This is a genomic window from Fructilactobacillus sp. X7R4C1, from assembly GCF_059901115.1.
Genome location: NZ_JBWXVD010000004.1, coordinates 85,024 through 105,307 on the forward strand (window position 1 = coordinate 85,024; position 20,284 = coordinate 105,307).

Below are 20,284 nucleotides of genomic sequence, written 5' to 3' on the forward strand. Positions count from 1 at the left end.
TCTAATTAAATAATTCGTAAAGATAGGTGTTAATTAAGTCATTTCGGTCTTCCATGAAATGATCACTTAAGTGGGGGTGAACCCGATTAGACAAAAAGACAAAGCCACTCTTCTGGTCCCGATTGAGTACAATTACCACCCCTGTATAACCAGACTGCCAAATGTACGGATGGCCTTCGTAATCAGCTAATGCCCAGCCAAATGACCGGGTACCATCTTCCATCGGTGTCTGATCAGTATACAATTCATCAAACGTCTCATTATTAAAGATACTACTACGACTATTAACCTGAAGCATCCACTGGGCAAAACGAGACAAGTCATTTAAAGTACTAAACATCCCAGCTGAACCACAATCATCACCCAAGATTTGCGCCTTCGGGTCATGAACTTTACCCTGCAAATTAGTATGGGTTTCTTCATTGTATGTGGTTGGGACAGAACGTTGCGCTTCAGGATGAAAAGTCGTGTCATTTAAACCAAGTGGTTTTAGAACCATTTGTGTGATCAGTGGTTGAATGGGAATTCCCATTACCAACCCAGCAATCCATCCTAAGAAAATATAGTTCACGTCTTCGTATTTCATTTGCTTGTTAAAATTATCGCCCACATGAAGACCTAAGAGTGCCTTACGAAGCTGATTGATGTTCATCTGATTTCGATTGGGAATGTACCCTTCAATCCCAGACGTATGAGTCAACAAGTGACGAATTGTAACCTCCGGATACTTCCATTCTGGTAAATAGTCAGAAACAGAATCATCTAGGTGAATCCGTCCATCTTGAAGTAAACGCATGATAACTGGCAGGGTCCCGACCACTTTGGTCAAAGAAGCAATGTCGTAAACGTCGTTTGGTCCAACGGCTTCTTTCGTTGGCTCCACTTGCTTTAATCCCATTTCATCACTTTCAACGTTCATCCCAGTGATAAACGAAAATGCCGCGCCTGGGATACTCTGATTTTCAATCATTTGTTTAATCTTAGCTTTTGTTTTTGAAAAATTCATTTTGTAATCTCCTAGTAAAATCAATTATACTAGTCTTTTAAGAGATCGAAAAGTTAGATAATTCAAATAAATTTATAATGGTTCATTAACCCTAAACAATACTTAATACATACTTAAATATAAAAAGTAACAAGTATAATTATTTGTTAATACTTAATTACTAATTTCTGCAATCTGCTATCTTGTGAGAAACATTACTTACATATATAATATTATTAATACAAAATTGTTAATTAAGAACATTATATATTAAAAGAAATTGCAAAAATATGAAGGGACTTAATGAAAATGTCAATTAAATTACATGATGTTTTAAAAAATAATCATTATCCAATAATTTTTATTGGATCTGGTATCTCAAAAAGATATATAGAAAACTCTCCATCTTGGACAGATTTATTAGAAGAATTTTGGAATAATATTTATCCAAAAAAAGACTTCTGGTCCCAATTTCACTCCTACATTATGGAAGCAAAAAAAGAAACTAATGACAATAGCAAAATAAATTTTTCTGCAAACACAAAAATGGCTGACAAAATAGGAAGTGAATTCAATAATCAATTCTTTGACCATAAAATAGAGGTAAATGGAATATCTACAAAAGATGCAGTTATAAAGGGAATATCTCCATTTAAATTTGAAATAGCAAATCACTTTAAAAAATACAAATTACAAAATGGAATAGAAAATACAGATGAATTTAAAGAATTCATAAAATTATTATCAAAAGCAAAAATAATTGTTACAACAAATTATGATACATTTATTGAGGACATGTTAAATAAGTATTATCATAACAATCCGACAGTTTATTTGGGTCAGAGAGGTTTTTTGATGATACTTTAGGTTGGTCTGAAATATATAAGATACATGGATCGGTGGAAGAACCAAATTCAATAGTAATTAATTCCGAAGATTATAGGGAATATGATAAGAATTCTATTCTAATCTCCGCAAAAATTTTAACTTCTATGATAACATCACCCATATTATTTTTAGGATATTCATTAACTGATAGAAATATAAGAAAATTATTGAGTGATTTTTCTAAACAATTACCAAAAGAAGATGTCAGAAAATCAGCAAGTAGAATAATAGTTGTAAATTATAAAAAAAATGTAAAAAAACCAAATGAAAAAATTGTCACATTGAACGAATTACATTTAAATTATACTCTTATTGAATCTTCAGATTATTTAAGTATTTTCCAAAAAATATCACAAATAAATGAGGGTTTACCTCCCAGTGAGGTCAAAAAATTTGAAAAATATTTGAAAAATTTAATTGTAGCTGCTGGGGCAAAAGGTGCACTGCAATCTAAATTAGTATCACCTAAAAATTTATCTAAAGAGAACAAAGATAATATGGTTGTGGCTATAGGAGACCAAAAAAATATATACGTATCTCCAACGGCAGTATCATACTTAGAAGATTATATAAATGAAAAGCATGAAATTATGCCACAAGTAGCTTGGAATTTTTTTGTACGTGATGCGACCGCTAGATATCCATTCATGTATTATTATCCTAATTTAAGGAATAATAATCTCCCAAAATTTGTCTTAAATAAAGTATTAAATAAAATTAAATCAAAACATTTTTTAAATTTAAACTACCAAATTAATCAGGTCAACAAATCTTATCATATTAAATTTAATAGCTTACAAGAAATTACAGATCAAAAGAGTACCTCAAATTCAAAAATAATAGACGAAATTTCATTTAACATAAATAAACTAGATTTTAATGATGTGGATGGATATGTAAAAAATAAAGCCCTTCCTAAATTTATTGATTTATTTAATAAGCACGAAAAAAGTGGAAATAATGAGTTAACATCATTGAGAAGATTATTTTTAATTTGGGATTTAAAAAAGTTTAAAAAGAAATAAAGTCTATAAGTATAAAAAAGCTACATTGATATGAACCCAAACTCACTTCTTGTCTTTCAAATCATCTAAAGTAGCTTTCTTCTTAATAAGAATAAATGAGTAAAAACAAAAAAACACACTTCAATTAAGAAGTGTGATTTACTTATATGTATCCTCTCTAAGACAACCTAGAAAGGAGAAAATATAAATGAATACCAATACACGTAATCAGCATGCAACTAGGTAATTCCTTTGAACCATCTACGCAATATCATAAAGGCTATTATAGTAAAAGTTATCGTATCGGTAATTAGTACTTTAATAGTTACTGCTATCTTAAACTTAATTTATATTCAATTATTTAAATGTTTCCCATGCAGTTTGACCCACTGGACGAACTAGGCAGTAGAGAGTTCTACAATTAAAGCCAGTGTAAACCGTAGTAATGAACGATTGCGTAAGCGGGCAGTGTGCCAAATTTAGTTGCATTTTCAGAATGAAATCCACCATTAATAACTTTTGGTTTTTGAACTGGATTGCTTTGATGTTATGGTGCTGGTGTGTTTGCATTTCCAATACCATCTTTAGCAAGCTGAGTAAGTGTCACTCCCATTTGAGATAAATAGCCGTACGAATTAGCACAAGATTCGCTCGATAAAATCAACTAAAGAGACCAAATATAGACCAAGATAAAATAAAAAGCCTCTAAACCAATGTTTAGAGGCTTATATCAATTACCCGTATGAGACTTGAACTCATAGCTCCGCCTTGAGAGGGCGACGTCTTAAACCAGTTTGACCAACGGGCAATAAACTGAACAATTACATAGTTTACCCAATTTAAACCAGTCTGTCAACAAAGTAATGCAAAATTTTCTGTTGACAACTGTCCATAAAGAATTGTAGTATATTAGTTGTTCAAATATTGAGTATTCGCCAAATTGGTAAGGCAGCGGACTCTGAATCCGCAATTTACTGGTTCGAGCCCAGTATACTCAACTATAAATACTAAAAGAACCATTTCAATAACTATTGAAATGGTTCTTTTTTATTGAATTGATTCTAATTCCTGATTTCTTGAACTTTACCCAAAACCATTCTAGCAATTGGTCCAACGATCAGAAGTTGTAATGGCAGAGCCAAAATCAAGTTTCTAATCCATGTCATCCCAAACGTTGCTAGATTAAGACTTGAAAATCCGCCTTCAACTACAATTCCGAAAATTGACATGCAAGTTACCATTCCTAACACCATCAAAATTGAAATTCCTAAAGAAATCAAAAGTGGTTTCTCTTCCATTTTTTCATTAAAGATAAATTTGAAAAAGATCCCCTTTGCAAGTGGTCCCACAAAAAGCAAATCACAAACAGCCGCAATAACTAATGCAAATGGATAACCCACTAACACACTTTTAACAAAAGTAGAATCAACCCCACTTCCGAGTGCAATATTATAGGCCTCCATCACGATCACCATCATTCCGGCCATTAATCCAGTAAACAATAATTCTTCCTTAAAATCCCTTGGCATACCTAACCTCCTAATTTTTCAGCAATGATTAATCTACCATAAAGAATTTTTTCATGTAAGTTTTTATTACAATAAAAACTTAATTAATAAAAATAAGGACCAAGCATTTTAATGCTCGATCTTTATAATTAATCATTTTTTCTGATAGAAGTAATACAAAATTCCACACACAATCAAAACTGCATAAATAATACTAAGAGGTAATACTTTGATGACAATCACTACCGTCGCAATCGAAATTGCGATTGCAATCCAGAAAATTATCTTGCCAATGTCAGCTTCAGTAAAATGATGAGGTTCATGATTTTGATTTTGTTGCTGGTAATTAGAATAATTATAATTAGTGTTTTGCTGATAAGAATCATTGTTAGCGTTAGACTCATTAGAATGTGATTCATAACTAGACTGACTTGATCCTGCATATGATCCAGAACTATAATTATTTTCTTTAATAATTTCATACGCACTGGTAATTTCTTTGAACTTGGAGGCAGCATCAGGAGAATGATTAACATCAGGATGATACTTCTTAGCCAATTTGCGATAAGCTCGGTCAACTTCTTGTTTGTCTGCTGTTGTGGGTAATCCTAATATTGCATAATAATAGTCTAAGTTTCCATATGCCATCATAATCCCCCCTTAAATGTATTTACACTAATTCTACCAAACATTGAACAATTCGGTTAATCAGTGTTTAATAAAACGTCTTTGGGGTTAGGGTCATTACTTTGCATATTTTTGAATTGATTGAGCCAAAATTTCTGTGGCACCAGTTCCCGCTTTATTATCGTAATATTTTTGAAACCGGCCATCATTTAAATAAATTTTAGACAGTCCTTGATGAGCTTCTATAGAATAATTTGGCCATGTATATTGCAAACACTTTTTGTGTAATTTGTAAATTTTTCTTCCATTATAATCAGTATTTTTTATAATCAGTATTTTTATTCCTTAATGATTGTTTTAATAAACCAATCATTCGATTTTCCATTTCTTGTATATTTTGAAAATCAACGGCAAATAAGTTTAAATGCTTTTGATTAATCGGGTAAGGTGCCGGCCCAGTTCAGATAAAATCTTTCTTGAATCAGTACTGCATTGTGAAAACTAAAGGCTGGATCACTCATAATTTTTTTAATTTCTTTTAAGTCAAAACCAAAACTTTTGTAAAATAAAATCACCTGTAATTTCAAAATATCGTTAGAATTATAATTTCGATAACCAGAATCAATATCTCTTCTGAGAACCAATAAATATATTCAATCATAGTATTGAGGGGAACGAGCTATAACGCCCGCCATATCGGCTCATTCTTTTATTTTAAGCATGCATGATACCTCTCAATAAATCATTGTTAACCGTTACGTAACGTCGTGGTCAAGCCGTTTAGTCACATTTTATAAGTAGCACAGTTATATTACACCAATGTTACTGAAACATTACTAGTTTAACAAACCATTTCCTGAATGTTTCGCACTATATCATTATAGTTACGCTTGAGTTTAACTCTTTTTTTCACATAGTTTTGATGTTATTGTTTATATATTCCAAAGGAGGAAATTAAATATATGAATAATGATAAATTACACTATAAAATGTACAAAGCTGGTAAGAGATGGATGTTTGCTGCCCTTGCAACTACGATGGTTGCCGGTGGCCTTCTAACTACCAGTAGCGTTGTTAACGCTGACGCCTTAGGAAATAACGCACAAGCTACTCAAAGTGCCAAGAAAGATAACGGCACTATTAAAAATGACTCATCTAAGAGCGCAGCCAAAGTTAACACTAACGTTGATAATCAAACAAACGATGCTAATGCTACTAAAGATGCCACTACTCAAACTAATGTTGCTTCAAACAATGATGTAAACAACACCACTAATGATGCAACAAAAGCTACAACTACTAACGATCAATCAGCAACTACTGATAATAATCAAGTAGCTGAAAACAACCAAAACAATCAAAATGATGCTAACAATGATGCCGTTAAAAACAATAGCCAAACATCAACTGTTACACCAAACAAGATTGAAAACAAGGTTGCAGAAGCTGTTACTCCTGCACAATCAGCTAAAACTGATGTTAACGTTAATAATTTAGACAACGATGTTTCTGCTAAAGCAGATAACAACCAAAACAACAACGCTGACCAAAAGACTACTAACAACGATTCAGTTAAAGCCGAAGCTACTACACAAGCACAACCAGTAAATACTGAAAAAGCTGAAAATAATGTAACCCCAGCTACTAAATCTGAAACTACTCAACAAACACCTGCTAAGCAAGCACCAGTTTCAAACAATGATGCAAAACAAGCTGATGCTAAAACTACTACCCCTGCACAATCAGCTAAGACTGAAACTGTTAAGACTAACACTCAAAACAACAATGTTACCCCAGCAGCTCATTCTTACTCAAACGTTCAATTAAGTGCCGCTCGTGCAGCCGCAACTAACTTTAGAGTTCAAAATGTCAGCTTTAGAGCTCAAAACACTAATGCCGATCAAGTAGTTAACATTGGTAGACAATATGTTGGAACTCCGTACGTTTGGGGTGGCAGTACACCAGCTGGATTTGATTGCTCTGGATTCGTTCAATACGTATTTGGCAAGGCTGGATACAGTCTTCCAAGAACTACTTACAGTCAATACCCTGCTACACAACACATTTCACGTAGTCAAGCTCAAAAGGGTGACTTAGTATTCTTCTCTCAAGGTGGCGATCTTTACCACGTTGGAATCTACTTAGGTAACGGTTTAATGCTTGATGCTCAAAACCGTGGTGTTATTTACAACGATTCACTTAGTTATTTCCCTGGTGCCGTATTATTCGGACGTGTTAACGGATTTAACGGTGGAAGCGCAAGTACTTACACACCAAGCCAAAACACTAACAACAATTCATATACTCCAAGAGCTAACAACCAAGCTAGTTCAAACTACGTTCAACAAAACGTAAGCACTCCAGCTGCAAGACGTGCTAATAACAGAGCATACACTTACAACTTGAGAGCTAGTGTCCCTACTACTCAATTGAACACTGTTAATAAATCAGCTAGTGTTACACCAACTCCAACTGCTTCAAATGGCAAACAACAAACTACTAGTGTTGTATCACAAAATAACACTAAGACGGTTAACTTGAATGTTCAACCAACAAAGTCATCATCAAATACTAGTGCCAACACTAACGAGACTGTTAAAACTTCAAAGACGACTCCTAACGTTCAACAAAATGTTCAACAAACTCCAGCAGCACCTAAAGAACAAGTAAGTAACTTGTCAAATGACACTACTGCTAAGAAGAACACAGTTGATTTGAACGCTTCAAAGAAGTCAACTGACCAAAAGGCAGCTCTTAACAAGAAGACTTCCGCTAAGGTTGTTTCAAACAAAGAAGTTTCTGACAAGAATGCTTCAAACAAAGAAACTGCTGCTAAGGTAAACAATGATGATAAGACAACTTCACACATTGCTACTAAGGATAACGGTCAAGCTTCTGCAGTTAAAAACAATGACCAAAAGAATGGTCACATCTTGCCACAAACTGGTCAAGCAAGTACACTACTTATGAGTGCCATTGGTTCTATCATGGTTGCTCTTGCCGCAGTACTTGGTTTCAGACGTAAAGATACTGACAAATAATATCTAAACTAATAAATGGTCTTCCGATTAATCGGAAGACCATTTTTATTTATAAAATTAGATTGCTATTGAAACAGCATTAGTGCTATTCTTTTTATATTGGAGGTATGACAATATGGACGCACACTCAAAAGAAAAAGAACTTAAAAAATTAATCAAGGATCAAGAAAAGTTCCAAAAAGAAAACTCTGATAAATTCAATGCTGATTTATTAGCTAACTACAACGAACGAATGGACGTTGTGAAAGAGTTGATTGAAAATGAAAATCAGACCAATAACTTACGTGATACTAAGGTTGCTAAGCCGACTCGAGATGATAAACGTGGAATGGACAAAAACCGTCACGTTGATGATCAAATGAATGATCTTGAAAGAGCACAACAACGCTTAATTAAGAAGCTACGTACTCTTGAAGGAAAATGGGAATAACCCTCTTATTACAATCAAATCATTGACCATATAAAAAGAACGGATTCAACTGAATCCGTTCTTTTTGTCTATTTAGTTATTGTTTTCCTTTTTTAATTCTGCATCCAGTTTCTTGGTTAATTCTTCGTAACCAGGTTTACCTAATAATGCGTACATATTATTCTTGTATGCTTCAACGCCTGGTTGATTGAATGGATTAATGCCATTTAGGTAACCAGAAATAGCAACCGCAACTTCAAAGAAGTAAATCAAGTAACCTAGTGAATATTCTGATTGATCAGGAATATGAACGGTCATAACTGGAACCCCACCATCGGTATGAGCTAAAACAACCCCTTCATAGGCTTTGGTATTAACTTCGTTAACCGTGTCATCTTGAAGGTATTTAAGACCATCAAGGTTTGACTCTTCCTTTGGAATCGCAATATCGTCATCAGGCTTATCTAATTTAACAACCGTTTCAATCAGATCACGTAACCCCTCTTGAATGTATTGACCTAATGAATGAAGATCAGTTGTAAAGTTAGCTGATGATGGATAAATTCCCTTTTGGTCTTTTCCTTCTGACTCACCCATTAACTGCTTCCACCATTCTGAGAACATTCTCATGTTTGGTTCGTAGTTTTCGAGTAATTCAGTGGTATAACCCTTTCTGTAAAGGATATTTCTCAACGCAGCGTAACGATAGGCATCGTTTTTATTAACATCTGGATTGGTGTATTCTTTGGAAGAATCAAGTGCACCCTTCATTAATTGACTAATGTCAGCACCGGTAGCAGCAATTGGTAATAAACCAACTGGGGTAAGAACTGAGTAACGTCCACCAACACCATCTGGAATTACGAAGGTTTCGTAGCCGTTAGCGTCAGCTTCTTGTTTCAAAGCACCTCGATGAGCATCAGTAGTAGCATAGATTCGTTTGTTAGCTTCATCTTCACCATACTTTTTAACTAACTTTTCCTTGAAAATTCGGAAAGCAATTGCTGGTTCAGTGGTTGTTCCAGACTTAGAAATGATGTTAATTGAAAAGTCATCGTCACCGATGTAGTTCAATAAATCATGAATATATGGAGCACTAAGTGAATTACCCGCAAAGACAACCTTGACACCACGACGCTTGTCATCAGGTTCAGAGTTGTAAAAAGTACCATTCAGAAAATCAACGGCCATCTTAGCACCTAAGTATGAACCACCAATTCCAATCACAACTAAAACTTTTGAATCAGACTTGATTTTGTCAGCTGCTTTTTGAATCCTTGCGAACTCATCTTTGTCATAATTTTCTGGAAGATCTAACCAATCCCGGAAATCATTTCCAGCACCAGTGCCATCCCTTAACTCTTTATCCGCTGCAGTCACCATCGCTTGAATCTCAGGCAACTCATCCGGATGTACAAACTTGCTTAACTTAGAATCATCAAATTTCAAATAAGCCATTACACTATCCCCACTTTCTATAATATCGCTTACATTATACAACAAAAATTAATTACATAATGATGTTTTTGCTCTGTTAATTTTATTATATTAGTTCTTATTTAATCCGCACATTGATCCCCTTAAATGATCCCTCACGTTCATAATCAGGGTCAATCGGAAAATCATTTGGGTTAGAGTAGGTTTTTCCAAAATTAACGTTAACACCGTTTGCGGCAAATGCATCCGAGATTTCAGACCGAAACTTTTTCGAATTCATTTTATTGGTATCTGTGGTAAAGAAGACAGACGCATCCTTACTAGCAACTTGACTTACCGCACTAACGAGATCTTGTAAGTCACGCTTAATCTCAAACCGATTCTTTTTATCTCTAACAAAGACAGGCACGTTAACGGTGATTAAGTCAAACTTCAAATCATGCTTTTGCGCATAGTCTAAATACCCAAAGACACTCATTTTTCTGACCTCTTGGGCACCGATCACGTATCCATTAGCATCAATTTCATTAATCAATTGAGATTTAGCACGATTACTATCGTCAACGTTAACGGTCTTAACGCTACCACCACCAATCATGGCACTAGCAACTCCAGTTCCCTCATAAAATAAATTTAGACCAACTTTATCTTGTGATTGATCAAAAACATCCTGCCTTACATCGCGATAAATAATGTCTAATCCTGTCGTTTTTGCGTTCTGTAAACTAATTGGATACGTTACTTCACCCTCCAAGACATTGGCCGAGCCTACTGGATCGGGACTAGCGTTTTCAACTGACTTGATTTCAGAACCATGTTCAAACTGCTGATACTCGTATAAATTCTGGTAACTCCCCAATTGATTAACAATGATTGGAATCAACTGATTTCGTAATTGATAAATTCCAGCATTTTCCCAGGTAATCACGTCTTGACCATCGTAGCTGTCAATCGTAATTCCGGCCAAACCGTCTCCCTGTCCGTTAAACCGGCGATGAATATCAATGCCTTCATCTTGAAGTAAGATCCTTTTACTGAAGGCCTGACTAAATAAATGACCAAAGAAACGATCGTCGATAAATTGATTTTCCTTGCGATCCAAAATCCAACCAATTCCGCCGGCTTGTTTGCCAAAGTAAGCACTGGCAACGAAATGATCTCCCTTAATTAAAGCCACGACTTCGCCGTTGCTAAAATCCGCTTCGTTAACTAAATCTTTTTCACTAATTTGTGGATAACCGCCCTCAAACTTTTTGACGGCTTTACCGGTTATTTCAACTTTTTTCATATTATTTTATTCTCCTCTAAAAATCGCTTCCTATCTCATTGTACATGTAATCACGATTAATTAGTAGGATTGCAAAGTAGGTCATATGTTAAAATAATAAGCAAAGGAGATTCGATTATGTATAAATATTTAGTATTTTTTGACTTAGATAGGACCTTGTTTGATGAAAATTCAAAGGTGAACGATGAAGTTGCAAACGCAATGGATGAAATCAGAAAACACGGTGGCCTTCCGGTAATCTCAACCGGAAGGAATCTTTTTGAAATCAGAGATACGTTAGAGAAAACCAAGATTGATTCCGTGGTAGCCGCAAACGGTGATTTTGGGATGTTAAGAAACCAAGAAGTCTTTTCTAATACAATCAACCCCAAAATCATTGATCGTTTGTATAGCTTTGTTAAAAAACACGATAATACATTAGTTTTACTGAACCAAAAACGTGGTGCCATTACCAATCACGATGAATTGGCAGTTAAAGCCTTTGAACACGTCCATGCTCCACTTCCAACCATTGTCACAAAAAAGTATTGGCACGAAAATCCTATTAACATGATGGTGGTTACCAACACTGATCTGGATACTGACTACGTAGAAAACTTTGGAGATGTCCTAACCTTTTACCGTAACTCGCCCTATTCAATTGATGTGGTCATTCATGACGTTTCTAAGGCTACTGGAATCAAGCAATTAATAAACACTGCTGGACTAACTGGAATCCCAACATACGCGTTTGGAGACGGTAATAACGACATCCCAATGTTAGACTACGTTGATCATCCGGTCGTAATGGGGAATGGACTTCCAAATGTCAAACCACATGGTGAATTCATTACCACCAAAAATACTAATCACGGAATTGTTAACGGACTGAAACATTTTAGCCTGATCTAAATTACTGTAAATTAGGCAGATATCATGGTATAGTAGTACTGTGTCTGTCGGGGGCGTTATGGATTCGACGGGTATAGTTTGAGCCTGAATTGCATTCCGTACGACGATGCGTCAAATCGCTCAGTTTAATTATAACTGCAAAAAATAATAACAATTCTTACGCTGTAGCTGCCTAATAAGCGCTTGACGTAGATCTAGCTGATTTTTCCTATGGATCAGTCCTAGGTCCTACCTTTAATAGGATACGCTTACTGCTCCCATCTGAAGTAGTATGAAGAGATTAATCAGATTAGCTGTGCATGCTAGCATTGACTAATTGCGGATTGTACAGTGAACTTCAAATGATTAGCCTACGAATGTAGACGTTCAGGAGGCAATATGCTCGGACGCGGGTTCAAATCCCGCCGCCTCCATAATTAAAAGCGAACCAGTCATTAAATTGATTGGTTCGCTTTTTTGTGTTTTATAAGCTTAACGTGGAATTGTCACATCTTTTTCTAAATTTGAAGAATGTGGACCGGTTGCTTTTGAAACAACGTTTTCTGATATGTGAGCAGTTCCGTCCCCATTATCTTTAACGGTCCCCTCTAATCCAATATCACTAGTAGCGTTTTGAGTTATAAACCAATATCCTGTCTGATCTCCAGATAGTTTACCACCATAATTCCAATAACTAATTTTATTAGTAGTCGTATTTTGGAAATAAGGTGTTTCTTTCTCTAATATTTGTTTAGCAATTGGTTCTGTCAAAGTGCTTGTTTGCTTAACATCATTTTCAGCCTGATTATTGTTACTATTTGCTGGAGTTGCTTCTGTTTTTACTTGAGAAGAATTAGGAGTTATTTGTGCTGAATTATGTTGATTGAAAGTTCGATTTGAAATTATCGATGAAGGATTCCGTCTAAACTCATTTTGTATTCTACTTATTAAAGCACCAGCATAATGGTTAAATAGAAAGAACCCAATCAATACAATCGCAACCCTTGAAACTAATTTCATCAGAAAATTACGTCTTCGTTTTGATTTAACCTCTAAGTAATCTTCCCGCCAACTTGGATCATTTCTGCGTTCCCTATAAAACTGATACGTATGACTGGTACGTGTCCCACTGGTTAAATATTTTTTAGTCATTTGAATTAATTCCTCATTGATTATCCAAAATATTTAATAAAACAAGTATATCAGAATTAATTAATACTTAATACAAAAATTTAACTAGTCATTATTCTTATGAAGCAATAATTAAGTTTAAATTCAGATACAAATGCCAGATGTAAACATTGAATCTAATAAAACTTAATAATGCAACAATCTTCCATCATCACACCAACCACCATACATCTCATTGGCTCTCGTCTTCTTTACTAGCTTATGCAACCGATGTTTATATGACTGTGGTTTACTAAATTTCAACCGGGACTGAACTCCATCAACACGAACTCGTTGGTACAAATCGGGAAAATGGTTAAAGTTATCCCATACTTTCGGATCACGTTTTAAAGCACGTTTAACCGGCTGAATAATCTTAAACGATTTAGGAGACAAATCTGGTAACACTCGTTTGCCTTCTTCAGTCATTAAACCTAGTTTAATTAGTCTTCGAGCCCGCTCCTTGTTGAGCTCGGTCCAGTTACTGTTTTCCTTTCGAGGAGTCAATCGTTGTGCTAGTCCCGTTTCATCCGAACTTTTATGCAAACCATCGACCCAGCCAAAACACAGTGCCTCTTCGACGATATCCAAATAAAACATCTTTTCTTCACTGGTTTTACTCATGCTGACTGGAACCCACAGACAATCTTCTCTCTTGCAATTTTCAGCAAACCAGTCACGAAGTTCCTTTCTTGATGTAATTGGTAAAAATGGCTCGTCTTTTCTTAGCACTTGAAATGCACTCCCTTCAACATTTGCCTACATAGTAATCAGCAAAGTTGGAGAAGTCAAAAAAGCCGTCAGGCTCATTAAAACCTAACGGGACTTTGAACTGTTTTCTTAGCAAATGAAACGGGACGCGAAACACCCACTAAATGCCACCACGGGGCGTGAATTGGCTCAATCACCACTCCACGATTTTGTGCATCGATCATTTGATGTTTGTTTAAGGCAATTCCAACGTGGTAAATGTCACTTTTACTTGAGCCAAAAAATACCAAGTCACCTTTTTTAATTTTACTCTTTCTGACATGCTTATAGGTATCGTATTGAGCCTGTGCGGTTCTTACAAGATTGCGGTTAGCACCATTTTTCATGACATACTGAGTAAAGCCAGAGCAATCAAAACTGTTAGGTCCGACTGCACCGTACGAATATGATTTACCAAGCTCACTAGTCGCAACCCGCTTAACGTTTGAAAAATGGGCTTTACTTGCGGATACTTGATTTTGGTTAGTGGCGATGTTTACGACACCAAATAAACCTAACGACGCAATCGCTACTGTTACACCTCTGATTAATCCTTTGAACATCTTGCCAGCTCCTTTATTAATTTATTGTGCATTATTTTACAATCATCCTACACTTTCTATGATAGGTTAGGATTAATACCAAATGATTACATCACGATTGCAAATCCATTAATTTCAGTAATTTAAGCGCTACTTTGTGAAATTAGTTTACTTTTAAGCAAAAAAAGATGGAAATCATTTGATTTCCACCTAAAATACGTTTTTAATTTATTTTTGATCTTTTTTTGGCGTTCTAATCATAACCGCAAACAGTAGTCCGATAACCGCAATTACCAAGAAGACCCAGTAAACCATGTGGAATCCATTAACCTGAGCTGGCATTGCCGGCATGCTGAGTTTGAAGAATCCAGTTGCTCTCACTAATACAATCGTAGCAACCGCAACTCCGGTTGACCCAAGTACCTGTCTGACCGTCGTAATTAAAGCCGTTCCATAAGAAATCAAATCTTCCGGCAGTGAATCGGCCCCAAGCGTAACCGCAGGCATCATGACAAAGGCATTTCCACCCTCAATTAACATTGCCAGAACCATCATGCCCCAAATATTATAAATTGGGAAAAAGGCTAAAATGGCCCAGCCCAGCACAATCATCAACATTCCTGTTAACATAACTGGCTTAAATCCAATTTTATCAACAATCGTACCCGTGATCGGGTTCAAGATACTTAAGAAAACAGCTCCAGGAACTAGTGCCATCCCGGAAATGAATGGTGATACTCCCAGTACCTGTTGATAGTACAGTGGGAAAATGATCGTAACTACAATCAATGAAATGTATGAGAATCCGGTTAAGAGTACCGCCAAATCATAGTTAAACGTCTTTAACACGTTTAAGTTCAATAGTGGATTGCTGATTCTAAACTGACGGAAAACAAACAACGCAATCAAAACGATACTAATAATCAGGATGAGTAAAAGCATTCCATAGTTATTGTTTGGTTTAGCAATTTCACTAATTACGTATAAGATTCCAATCAAACCAAATGAATAGATGATTGAAAGCCAATCTAACTTTGATTTAATTCGTGGCATAACGTCTTTCATCACAAAGAATGAAATCAGGAATACAGCAGTGATAATCACAATGAAAACATCAAACAAACCACGCCAAGTGGTAAACTTCAAAACGATTCCGGAAATGATTGGTCCACAAGCCAGAGCTGAACCCATGACCAATCCAGCAACTCCCATGATCGTTCCTCGATCATCTTCCGGCGTGATATTTAGTAAAACAGTTTGATACGATGGAAACAAAATCCCAACGGCAATTGCCTCTAAGGCTCTCCCAATCAGAACCCACGTAAAACTATTACTAATTAAAATGATTAACGTCCCTAGATCAAACATCAGTAAAACTCCCATAAAGAGTTTCTTAAAACTCATGTTGTTCAAAAGCCAAGGACTAATCGGCATCATGATACACATGATGATCATAAAGCCAGTTGTTAACCATTGAACGGTTGATGCTGAAATATCAAAGTACTTCATCAATGTGGGATAAGCCGTCGATAGTGATGACTGACTAATCGACATGGTGAAAGTACCGATTAACATGATGGTAATAAACCAAAATCTTTCTAATCTACTAAGTCCATTACTTTTTGCCATATAAAGCGCTCCTTTTCGATTTGTACTAATTTAATAGCTATTTATAGACTATCATTTTTTCATTTGAATTGTTACAAAAGATAACAAAAAGCTCATGATTTCTCATGGGCTCATTTTAGTCTAAAATTTAATACTACCTTGGGTTCTTGGATAAGGGATAACATCACGAATATTATCCATCCCAGTGACATACATCAGTAATCGTTCGAAGCCAATTCCAAAGCCAGAGTGCTTAGTGCCACCGTATTTACGTAATTCGAGGTACCACTCGTACTCATCCTTTGATAAATGAAATTCATCCATTTTGTCAGCCAATTCTTGCTCACGCTCTTCTCGTTGGCTTCCTCCAACTAGTTCACCAATTCTTGGAACCAGAAGGTCTGAAGCAGCAACAGTCTTACCATCGTCGTTATCACGCATATAGAAGGCTTTGATATTACGTGGATAATCAGTTACAAACACGGGTTTGCCAAACACTTTTTCGGATAGATAACGTTCGTGTTCAGCCTTTAAATCAATCCCCCACTTAACCGGATATTTAAACTCAACGTCGGTTTTTTCAAGCAAGTCAATGGCTTCAGTATACGTGATCCGCGCAAACTTCTCGTTCACAGTAGTTTGAAGCAACTTAATTAAGTTGCCGTCGACGTTATCATTTAAGAACTGGAGGTCCTCTGCAGCATTTTCAAGTAAATAATTAATAACATACTTTAACATGTCCTCAGACGTCTTAATAATGTCATCAAGATCAGCAAAGGCCATCTCTGGTTCAATCATCCAAAATTCGGCAGCGTGGCGTTTAGTATGCGAATTTTCAGCTCTAAAAGTTGGGCCAAAGGTATATACGTTTCTAAATGCCAGAGCAAAGGCCTCGACTGGTAATTGTCCACTAACGGTTAAGTTCGTCTCTTGACCAAAGAAATCCTTTGAGTAATCGACTTTACCATTTTCATCCTTTGGCAGGTCATTTTGATCTAAGCTAGTGATCTGAAACATCTCACCAGCCCCCTCCGTGTCACTACTAGTAACAATCGGAGTGTTTACATAGACAAAGCCGTGTTTTTGCATGTATTCATGAATCGCAAAGGCTGCCATCGAACGAATCTTGAAAACAGCGTAAAAAGTATTGGTTCGAGGACGTAAATGTGCAATAGAACGAAGGTACTCAAGTGATTGCTTCTTCTTTTGCAGTGGGTAATCTAGATCAGAAACACCCTCAATCTTAACTTGCTCCGCATGAATTTCAAATGGCTGTGGGGCGTCTGGGGTGTCCACAAGTTTTCCAATTACTTTCAGAGTTGAACTAATCGGCAGTTTGATGATGTCATCAAAGTTATCTAGATCACTCTTGACAATTACCTGAACATTCTTAATGTATGAACCGTCGTTGATTTCGATAAAGGCAATTTTTTTAGAATTACGAATGGTTCGAATCCATCCTTCTAGAACTACTGATTCATTACCAAAATCGTGTTTCTTAGTGTACAAATCTTTTGCTAAAACGTTTTGTTCTTTCATACTTAACAACTCCTTTTTAGACAATAAAAAAAGACCTCATCTCAAAAAGGGACGAGGTCATCGCGGTACCACCCATATTGTTTATGTAACATAAACCAACTCACACAATGATAACGGATTGCGACCGTTAGCCCTACTTCGTTCAAGCTTTAAAACTCAAGGTGTTTTTCCTATTAACTCTTTATCGAACTCTCACCAACTTCGACTCGCTATAAAAGAAATTAATGGTACTCGTCCTCTTTATTGTCATATCTTATTTGATTTAAAAATACCATAATCATAGGCTGGTTGCAACAGGATTAGTAAGTTTTAATTCCTAAATAAATGGCCAATAAAATTGCCAAGATTCCGACCCCGTACTTCATGATATTGGATGGGATGAGACGTACAATGGCTGGTCCAATGTATCCGCCAATAACCAATCCAATCGTTAGCGTAATCAGAACTGGCCAGTTAATCTGAATTGTAAAAATAAAGATCAAAGCCGAGATCCAATTCATCACTAGTGACATCACATTTCGAATGGCATTATCCACGGCATATGACTCATTTAAGGCTCGCATTAAAATCGCCATGATCAAAATTCCACCACCAGCACCAAAATAACCTAAGTACATTCCAACCAACGTCAGTGCAATGGCGGTAATGGTCTTACCCCATAATCCCAAATGGGTTTTCATTAACTGCTTTTGACTCTTCGGTAGCATGATCAAAATCCCAGACAACATGATGACAACTGGTGCAATATCTGCAAAACTTTTGTTGGAACTACGAAGAAGAATCAGGGAACCGAGTGCAGACCCAATTCCAGCAAAAATAACCACTTTTAAAATGGTCTTACCTTGACCCTTTAATTCTCTTTGAGATGAAGCCACTGCGCTCATGTTACTAAACGCAAAACCAACGATGTTAGTCACACTGGAAACGATTGGTGATAGTCCGGAAGCCAACATTGCTGGATATGAAATAACGCTAGCAAGTCCCACAGCGGTTCCCATAATTCCGCTTAAAATCCCAGCAAAAATCAATAAGAAATACTTTAAAATCAAACTTCCACTTTCTCCTTGTTTTATTAATAAGTCTTAATTCCCAAACAAATCGCTAATACAATGGCACCGATCCCAACTCCATACTTCATAACATTGGATGGAATATGACGTACGACTGACGGCCCAATGTATCCACCTACTAGTAACCCAACTGTGATGGCAATCAAAGCCACCCAATTGATTGGCATTGTAAACATAAATATGATGGCCGAAATCCAGTTCAAAATTAAAGAAACAAAATTTCGGATTGCATTACAAACAGCATAGGGTTGGTTCACAGCTCGAAGTAAAATGGCAATTAACATGACTCCGCCGCCTGCACCAAAGTAACCTAAATACATCCCAACAAAAAGAAGTGCAATGGCGGTAATTATCTTTCCCCACAAAGTCATATGCGTTTCAGATAATTGTTTTTGACTCTTTGGTAGCAACATCAAAACTCCCGAAATCATAATGATGATTGGGGCAACATTTTCAAAACTTTTATTCGAACTGTTAAGTAAAATTAAAGAACCAATAATGGTCCCAATTCCAGCACAGATGGTGACTTTAAAGATGACTTTACTTTGTCCCTTAAGTTCTTTTTGGGACGCTAAAATGGCACTTGAATCACTAAAGGCAAAGCCAACCGTGTTGGTAACGTTTGCAACGATCGGTGCAAATCCTGCCAGAAGCATCGCTGGATAAGCAACTAAACTGGCCAGTCCAACCGTACTTTCAAGCACCCCGCTAACAACTCCTGCCACTACTAAAAAAATTAAATTCCACATAATATTTCCCTACATTCATCTTTTTTAAAAATATGCCTGATATGCTAAAAAAGCAGCCAGGATAATCGCACCAATCGCAACCGTGTACTTCATTACAGCTGATGGAATTACCCGAACAATAATCGGGCCAATGTACCCACCAATAAACAGACCAATGGCAAGCACCACCAAAGCACTCCAACTAATTGGGGTAGTAAAAATAAAGATGGCAGCTGATACTGCGTTCATGGTTAAAGTCGTCACATTTCGGACCGCATTGCAAATGGCGTATGGTGCATCGATAATTCGAATCAAAATGGCAGCCATTAACACTCCGCCGCCGGCACCGAAGTAGCCAACGTAAATCCCGACAATCACAATGGCAATCGCGGCAATTGCACTCGCTGTTTTTGAAATACTTTCAGAAGCAAACGTTGACTGTCGTTTTGGAATTAACATTAAAACTCCGGACAGTAAGATGACAAAGGGAGCAACATCTTGAAAGCTCTTATTGGAACTATGTAACAGGATAATTGATCCAATAACCGCACCAATGACCGCAAATAGCATAACGTGAAGAGTGACCGAACCCTGTCCTTTGAGCTCTCGTCTTGATGACAAGACGGCACTTGTTCCGCTAAAAATAATTCCCACCGTGATCGTGACGTTTGCCATAATTGGTGGTAATCCAACAAACAAAAGCGCCGGATAAAGAATCACACTTGCCATGCCAACGACACTACTCAACGTTCCGGCGATGATGCTAGCAATTAAAAGAAAAATACCATTAAATAACAACGAAAGAACCAACTTTCCCAAT

General features: G+C 36.3%; 20 protein-coding genes, 2 tRNA genes, 1 other RNA gene and 1 other annotated feature. Of the genes, 7 read left to right on the plus strand and 16 right to left on the minus strand.

The window, feature by feature from the left end; all coding sequences use genetic code 11:
* Position 1 precedes the first annotated feature (1 nt).
* Positions 2-1,006 (minus strand): serine hydrolase domain-containing protein, encoded by a 1,005-nt coding sequence (locus tag AC6UC9_RS05315; RefSeq protein ID WP_500701346.1) that lies wholly within the window; start codon positions 1,004-1,006, stop codon positions 2-4.
* Between the two features lie 282 nt (positions 1,007-1,288).
* Here AC6UC9_RS05315 and AC6UC9_RS05320 point away from each other — a divergent pair, with 282 nt between their 5' ends.
* Complete coding sequence (locus tag AC6UC9_RS05320; protein ID WP_500701347.1) at positions 1,289-1,852, plus strand: SIR2 family protein; 564 nt, start codon at positions 1,289-1,291, stop codon at positions 1,850-1,852.
* An 11-nt stretch (positions 1,853-1,863) separates the two neighbouring features.
* Positions 1,864-2,898, plus strand: coding sequence for an SIR2 family protein (locus tag AC6UC9_RS05325; protein WP_500701384.1), 1,035 nt, complete (start codon positions 1,864-1,866; stop codon positions 2,896-2,898).
* 713 nt (positions 2,899-3,611) lie between these two features.
* Here the strand turns inward: AC6UC9_RS05325 and AC6UC9_RS05330 are convergent.
* Positions 3,612-3,685: transfer RNA gene (locus AC6UC9_RS05330), tRNA-Glu, on the minus strand.
* A 117-nt stretch (positions 3,686-3,802) separates the two neighbouring features.
* Between AC6UC9_RS05330 and AC6UC9_RS05335 the strand changes: the two genes are divergently transcribed.
* Positions 3,803-3,875 (plus strand) — tRNA-Gln (locus AC6UC9_RS05335).
* Between the two features lie 63 nt (positions 3,876-3,938).
* Here the strand turns inward: AC6UC9_RS05335 and AC6UC9_RS05340 are convergent.
* The 4 genes from AC6UC9_RS05340 to AC6UC9_RS05355 form a co-directional block, all read right to left on the minus strand.
* A complete protein-coding gene (locus tag AC6UC9_RS05340) occupies positions 3,939-4,406 on the minus strand; it encodes a DUF2798 domain-containing protein (RefSeq protein ID WP_500701348.1) in 468 nt (155 codons plus the stop codon).
* 132 nt (positions 4,407-4,538) lie between these two features.
* Positions 4,539-5,036: a DnaJ domain-containing protein gene (locus AC6UC9_RS05345; RefSeq protein WP_500701349.1), complete on the minus strand. Its 498-nt coding sequence runs from the start codon at positions 5,034-5,036 to the stop codon at positions 4,539-4,541.
* Between the two features lie 93 nt (positions 5,037-5,129).
* Complete coding sequence (locus AC6UC9_RS05350; protein ID WP_500701385.1) at positions 5,130-5,354, minus strand: TipAS antibiotic-recognition domain-containing protein; 225 nt, start codon at positions 5,352-5,354, stop codon at positions 5,130-5,132.
* A gap of 92 nt (positions 5,355-5,446) precedes the next feature.
* Positions 5,447-5,656 carry a MerR family transcriptional regulator gene (locus AC6UC9_RS05355; protein WP_500701350.1) on the minus strand — a complete coding sequence of 70 codons (210 nt, stop codon included), beginning with the start codon at positions 5,654-5,656 and terminating at the stop codon, positions 5,447-5,449.
* A gap of 318 nt (positions 5,657-5,974) precedes the next feature.
* Between AC6UC9_RS05355 and AC6UC9_RS05360 the strand changes: the two genes are divergently transcribed.
* Together AC6UC9_RS05360 and AC6UC9_RS05365 are read left to right on the plus strand one after the other, a co-directional pair.
* Positions 5,975-8,053, plus strand: a complete 2,079-nt coding sequence (locus tag AC6UC9_RS05360; RefSeq protein ID WP_500701351.1) for an NlpC/P60 family protein — start codon at positions 5,975-5,977, stop codon at positions 8,051-8,053.
* Between the two features lie 115 nt (positions 8,054-8,168).
* A complete protein-coding gene (locus tag AC6UC9_RS05365; protein WP_500699797.1) occupies positions 8,169-8,483 on the plus strand; it encodes a hypothetical protein in 315 nt (104 codons plus the stop codon).
* A 72-nt stretch (positions 8,484-8,555) separates the two neighbouring features.
* Here AC6UC9_RS05365 and AC6UC9_RS05370 read toward each other — a convergent pair whose 3' ends face one another.
* Entirely contained in the window at positions 8,556-9,920 is a 1,365-nt protein-coding gene (locus tag AC6UC9_RS05370) for a glucose-6-phosphate isomerase (protein ID WP_500694335.1), read from the minus strand.
* Positions 9,921-10,017: 97 nt separating this feature from the next.
* On the minus strand, positions 10,018-11,187 hold the full coding sequence (locus AC6UC9_RS05375) for a class I SAM-dependent methyltransferase (RefSeq protein WP_500701352.1): 1,170 nt from the start codon (positions 11,185-11,187) through the stop codon (positions 10,018-10,020).
* A 117-nt stretch (positions 11,188-11,304) separates the two neighbouring features.
* Here AC6UC9_RS05375 and AC6UC9_RS05380 point away from each other — a divergent pair, with 117 nt between their 5' ends.
* Both AC6UC9_RS05380 and ssrA read left to right on the plus strand, forming a co-directional pair.
* Positions 11,305-12,078 (plus strand): Cof-type HAD-IIB family hydrolase, encoded by a 774-nt coding sequence (locus AC6UC9_RS05380; RefSeq protein WP_500701353.1) that lies wholly within the window; start codon positions 11,305-11,307, stop codon positions 12,076-12,078.
* Positions 12,079-12,127: 49 nt separating this feature from the next.
* Positions 12,128-12,494: a transfer-messenger RNA gene (gene ssrA, locus AC6UC9_RS05385) on the plus strand.
* Between the two features lie 55 nt (positions 12,495-12,549).
* On the opposite strand, the gene AC6UC9_RS05390 is transcribed toward ssrA, so the two are convergent.
* From AC6UC9_RS05390 to AC6UC9_RS05425, 8 genes are all read right to left on the minus strand, one after another.
* Positions 12,550-13,209 (minus strand): hypothetical protein, encoded by a 660-nt coding sequence (locus AC6UC9_RS05390; protein ID WP_500701354.1) that lies wholly within the window; start codon positions 13,207-13,209, stop codon positions 12,550-12,552.
* A gap of 165 nt (positions 13,210-13,374) precedes the next feature.
* Entirely contained in the window at positions 13,375-13,959 is a 585-nt protein-coding gene (locus tag AC6UC9_RS05395; RefSeq protein ID WP_500701355.1) for a YdeI/OmpD-associated family protein, read from the minus strand.
* Positions 13,960-14,036: 77 nt separating this feature from the next.
* Positions 14,037-14,540, minus strand: a complete 504-nt coding sequence (locus tag AC6UC9_RS05400; protein WP_500701356.1) for a C40 family peptidase — start codon at positions 14,538-14,540, stop codon at positions 14,037-14,039.
* A 207-nt stretch (positions 14,541-14,747) separates the two neighbouring features.
* Positions 14,748-16,148 carry a DHA2 family efflux MFS transporter permease subunit gene (locus AC6UC9_RS05405; protein ID WP_500701357.1) on the minus strand — a complete coding sequence of 467 codons (1,401 nt, stop codon included), beginning with the start codon at positions 16,146-16,148 and terminating at the stop codon, positions 14,748-14,750.
* Between the two features lie 120 nt (positions 16,149-16,268).
* Positions 16,269-17,666, minus strand: a complete 1,398-nt coding sequence (gene asnS, locus AC6UC9_RS05410) for an asparagine--tRNA ligase (RefSeq protein ID WP_500701358.1) — start codon at positions 17,664-17,666, stop codon at positions 16,269-16,271.
* Positions 17,667-17,710: 44 nt separating this feature from the next.
* Positions 17,711-17,919 (minus strand) — a binding site (T-box leader).
* Positions 17,920-17,965: 46 nt separating this feature from the next.
* A complete protein-coding gene (locus AC6UC9_RS05415; RefSeq protein ID WP_500696848.1) occupies positions 17,966-18,715 on the minus strand; it encodes a sulfite exporter TauE/SafE family protein in 750 nt (249 codons plus the stop codon).
* A 23-nt stretch (positions 18,716-18,738) separates the two neighbouring features.
* Positions 18,739-19,485, minus strand: coding sequence for a sulfite exporter TauE/SafE family protein (locus AC6UC9_RS05420; protein ID WP_500701359.1), 747 nt, complete (start codon positions 19,483-19,485; stop codon positions 18,739-18,741).
* A 24-nt stretch (positions 19,486-19,509) separates the two neighbouring features.
* A complete protein-coding gene (locus AC6UC9_RS05425; protein WP_500696035.1) occupies positions 19,510-20,283 on the minus strand; it encodes a sulfite exporter TauE/SafE family protein in 774 nt (257 codons plus the stop codon).
* Between the last annotated feature and the right edge of the window lies 1 nt (position 20,284).

Bases quoted from the DNA above. Each gene is read 5' to 3' on its own strand.
- AC6UC9_RS05380 (WP_500701353.1), top strand. From the start codon at position 11,305: ATGTATAAATATTTAGTATTTTTTGACTTAGATAGGACCTTGTTTGAT.
- AC6UC9_RS05400 (WP_500701356.1), bottom strand. From the start codon at position 14,540: ATGTTCAAAGGATTAATCAGAGGTGTAACAGTAGCGATTGCGTCGTTA.
- AC6UC9_RS05320 (WP_500701347.1), top strand. From the start codon at position 1,289: ATGAAAATGTCAATTAAATTACATGATGTTTTAAAAAATAATCATTAT.
- AC6UC9_RS05370 (WP_500694335.1), bottom strand. From the start codon at position 9,920: ATGGCTTATTTGAAATTTGATGATTCTAAGTTAAGCAAGTTTGTACAT.
- AC6UC9_RS05315 (WP_500701346.1), bottom strand. From the start codon at position 1,006: ATGAATTTTTCAAAAACAAAAGCTAAGATTAAACAAATGATTGAAAAT.
- AC6UC9_RS05405 (WP_500701357.1), bottom strand. From the start codon at position 16,148: ATGGCAAAAAGTAATGGACTTAGTAGATTAGAAAGATTTTGGTTTATT.
- AC6UC9_RS05420 (WP_500701359.1), bottom strand. From the start codon at position 19,485: ATGTGGAATTTAATTTTTTTAGTAGTGGCAGGAGTTGTTAGCGGGGTG.
- AC6UC9_RS05340 (WP_500701348.1), bottom strand. From the start codon at position 4,406: ATGCCAAGGGATTTTAAGGAAGAATTATTGTTTACTGGATTAATGGCC.
- AC6UC9_RS05365 (WP_500699797.1), top strand. From the start codon at position 8,169: ATGGACGCACACTCAAAAGAAAAAGAACTTAAAAAATTAATCAAGGAT.
- AC6UC9_RS05360 (WP_500701351.1), top strand. From the start codon at position 5,975: ATGAATAATGATAAATTACACTATAAAATGTACAAAGCTGGTAAGAGA.
- asnS (WP_500701358.1), bottom strand. From the start codon at position 17,666: ATGAAAGAACAAAACGTTTTAGCAAAAGATTTGTACACTAAGAAACAC.
- AC6UC9_RS05345 (WP_500701349.1), bottom strand. From the start codon at position 5,036: ATGATGGCATATGGAAACTTAGACTATTATTATGCAATATTAGGATTA.
- AC6UC9_RS05390 (WP_500701354.1), bottom strand. From the start codon at position 13,209: ATGACTAAAAAATATTTAACCAGTGGGACACGTACCAGTCATACGTAT.
- AC6UC9_RS05375 (WP_500701352.1), bottom strand. From the start codon at position 11,187: ATGAAAAAAGTTGAAATAACCGGTAAAGCCGTCAAAAAGTTTGAGGGC.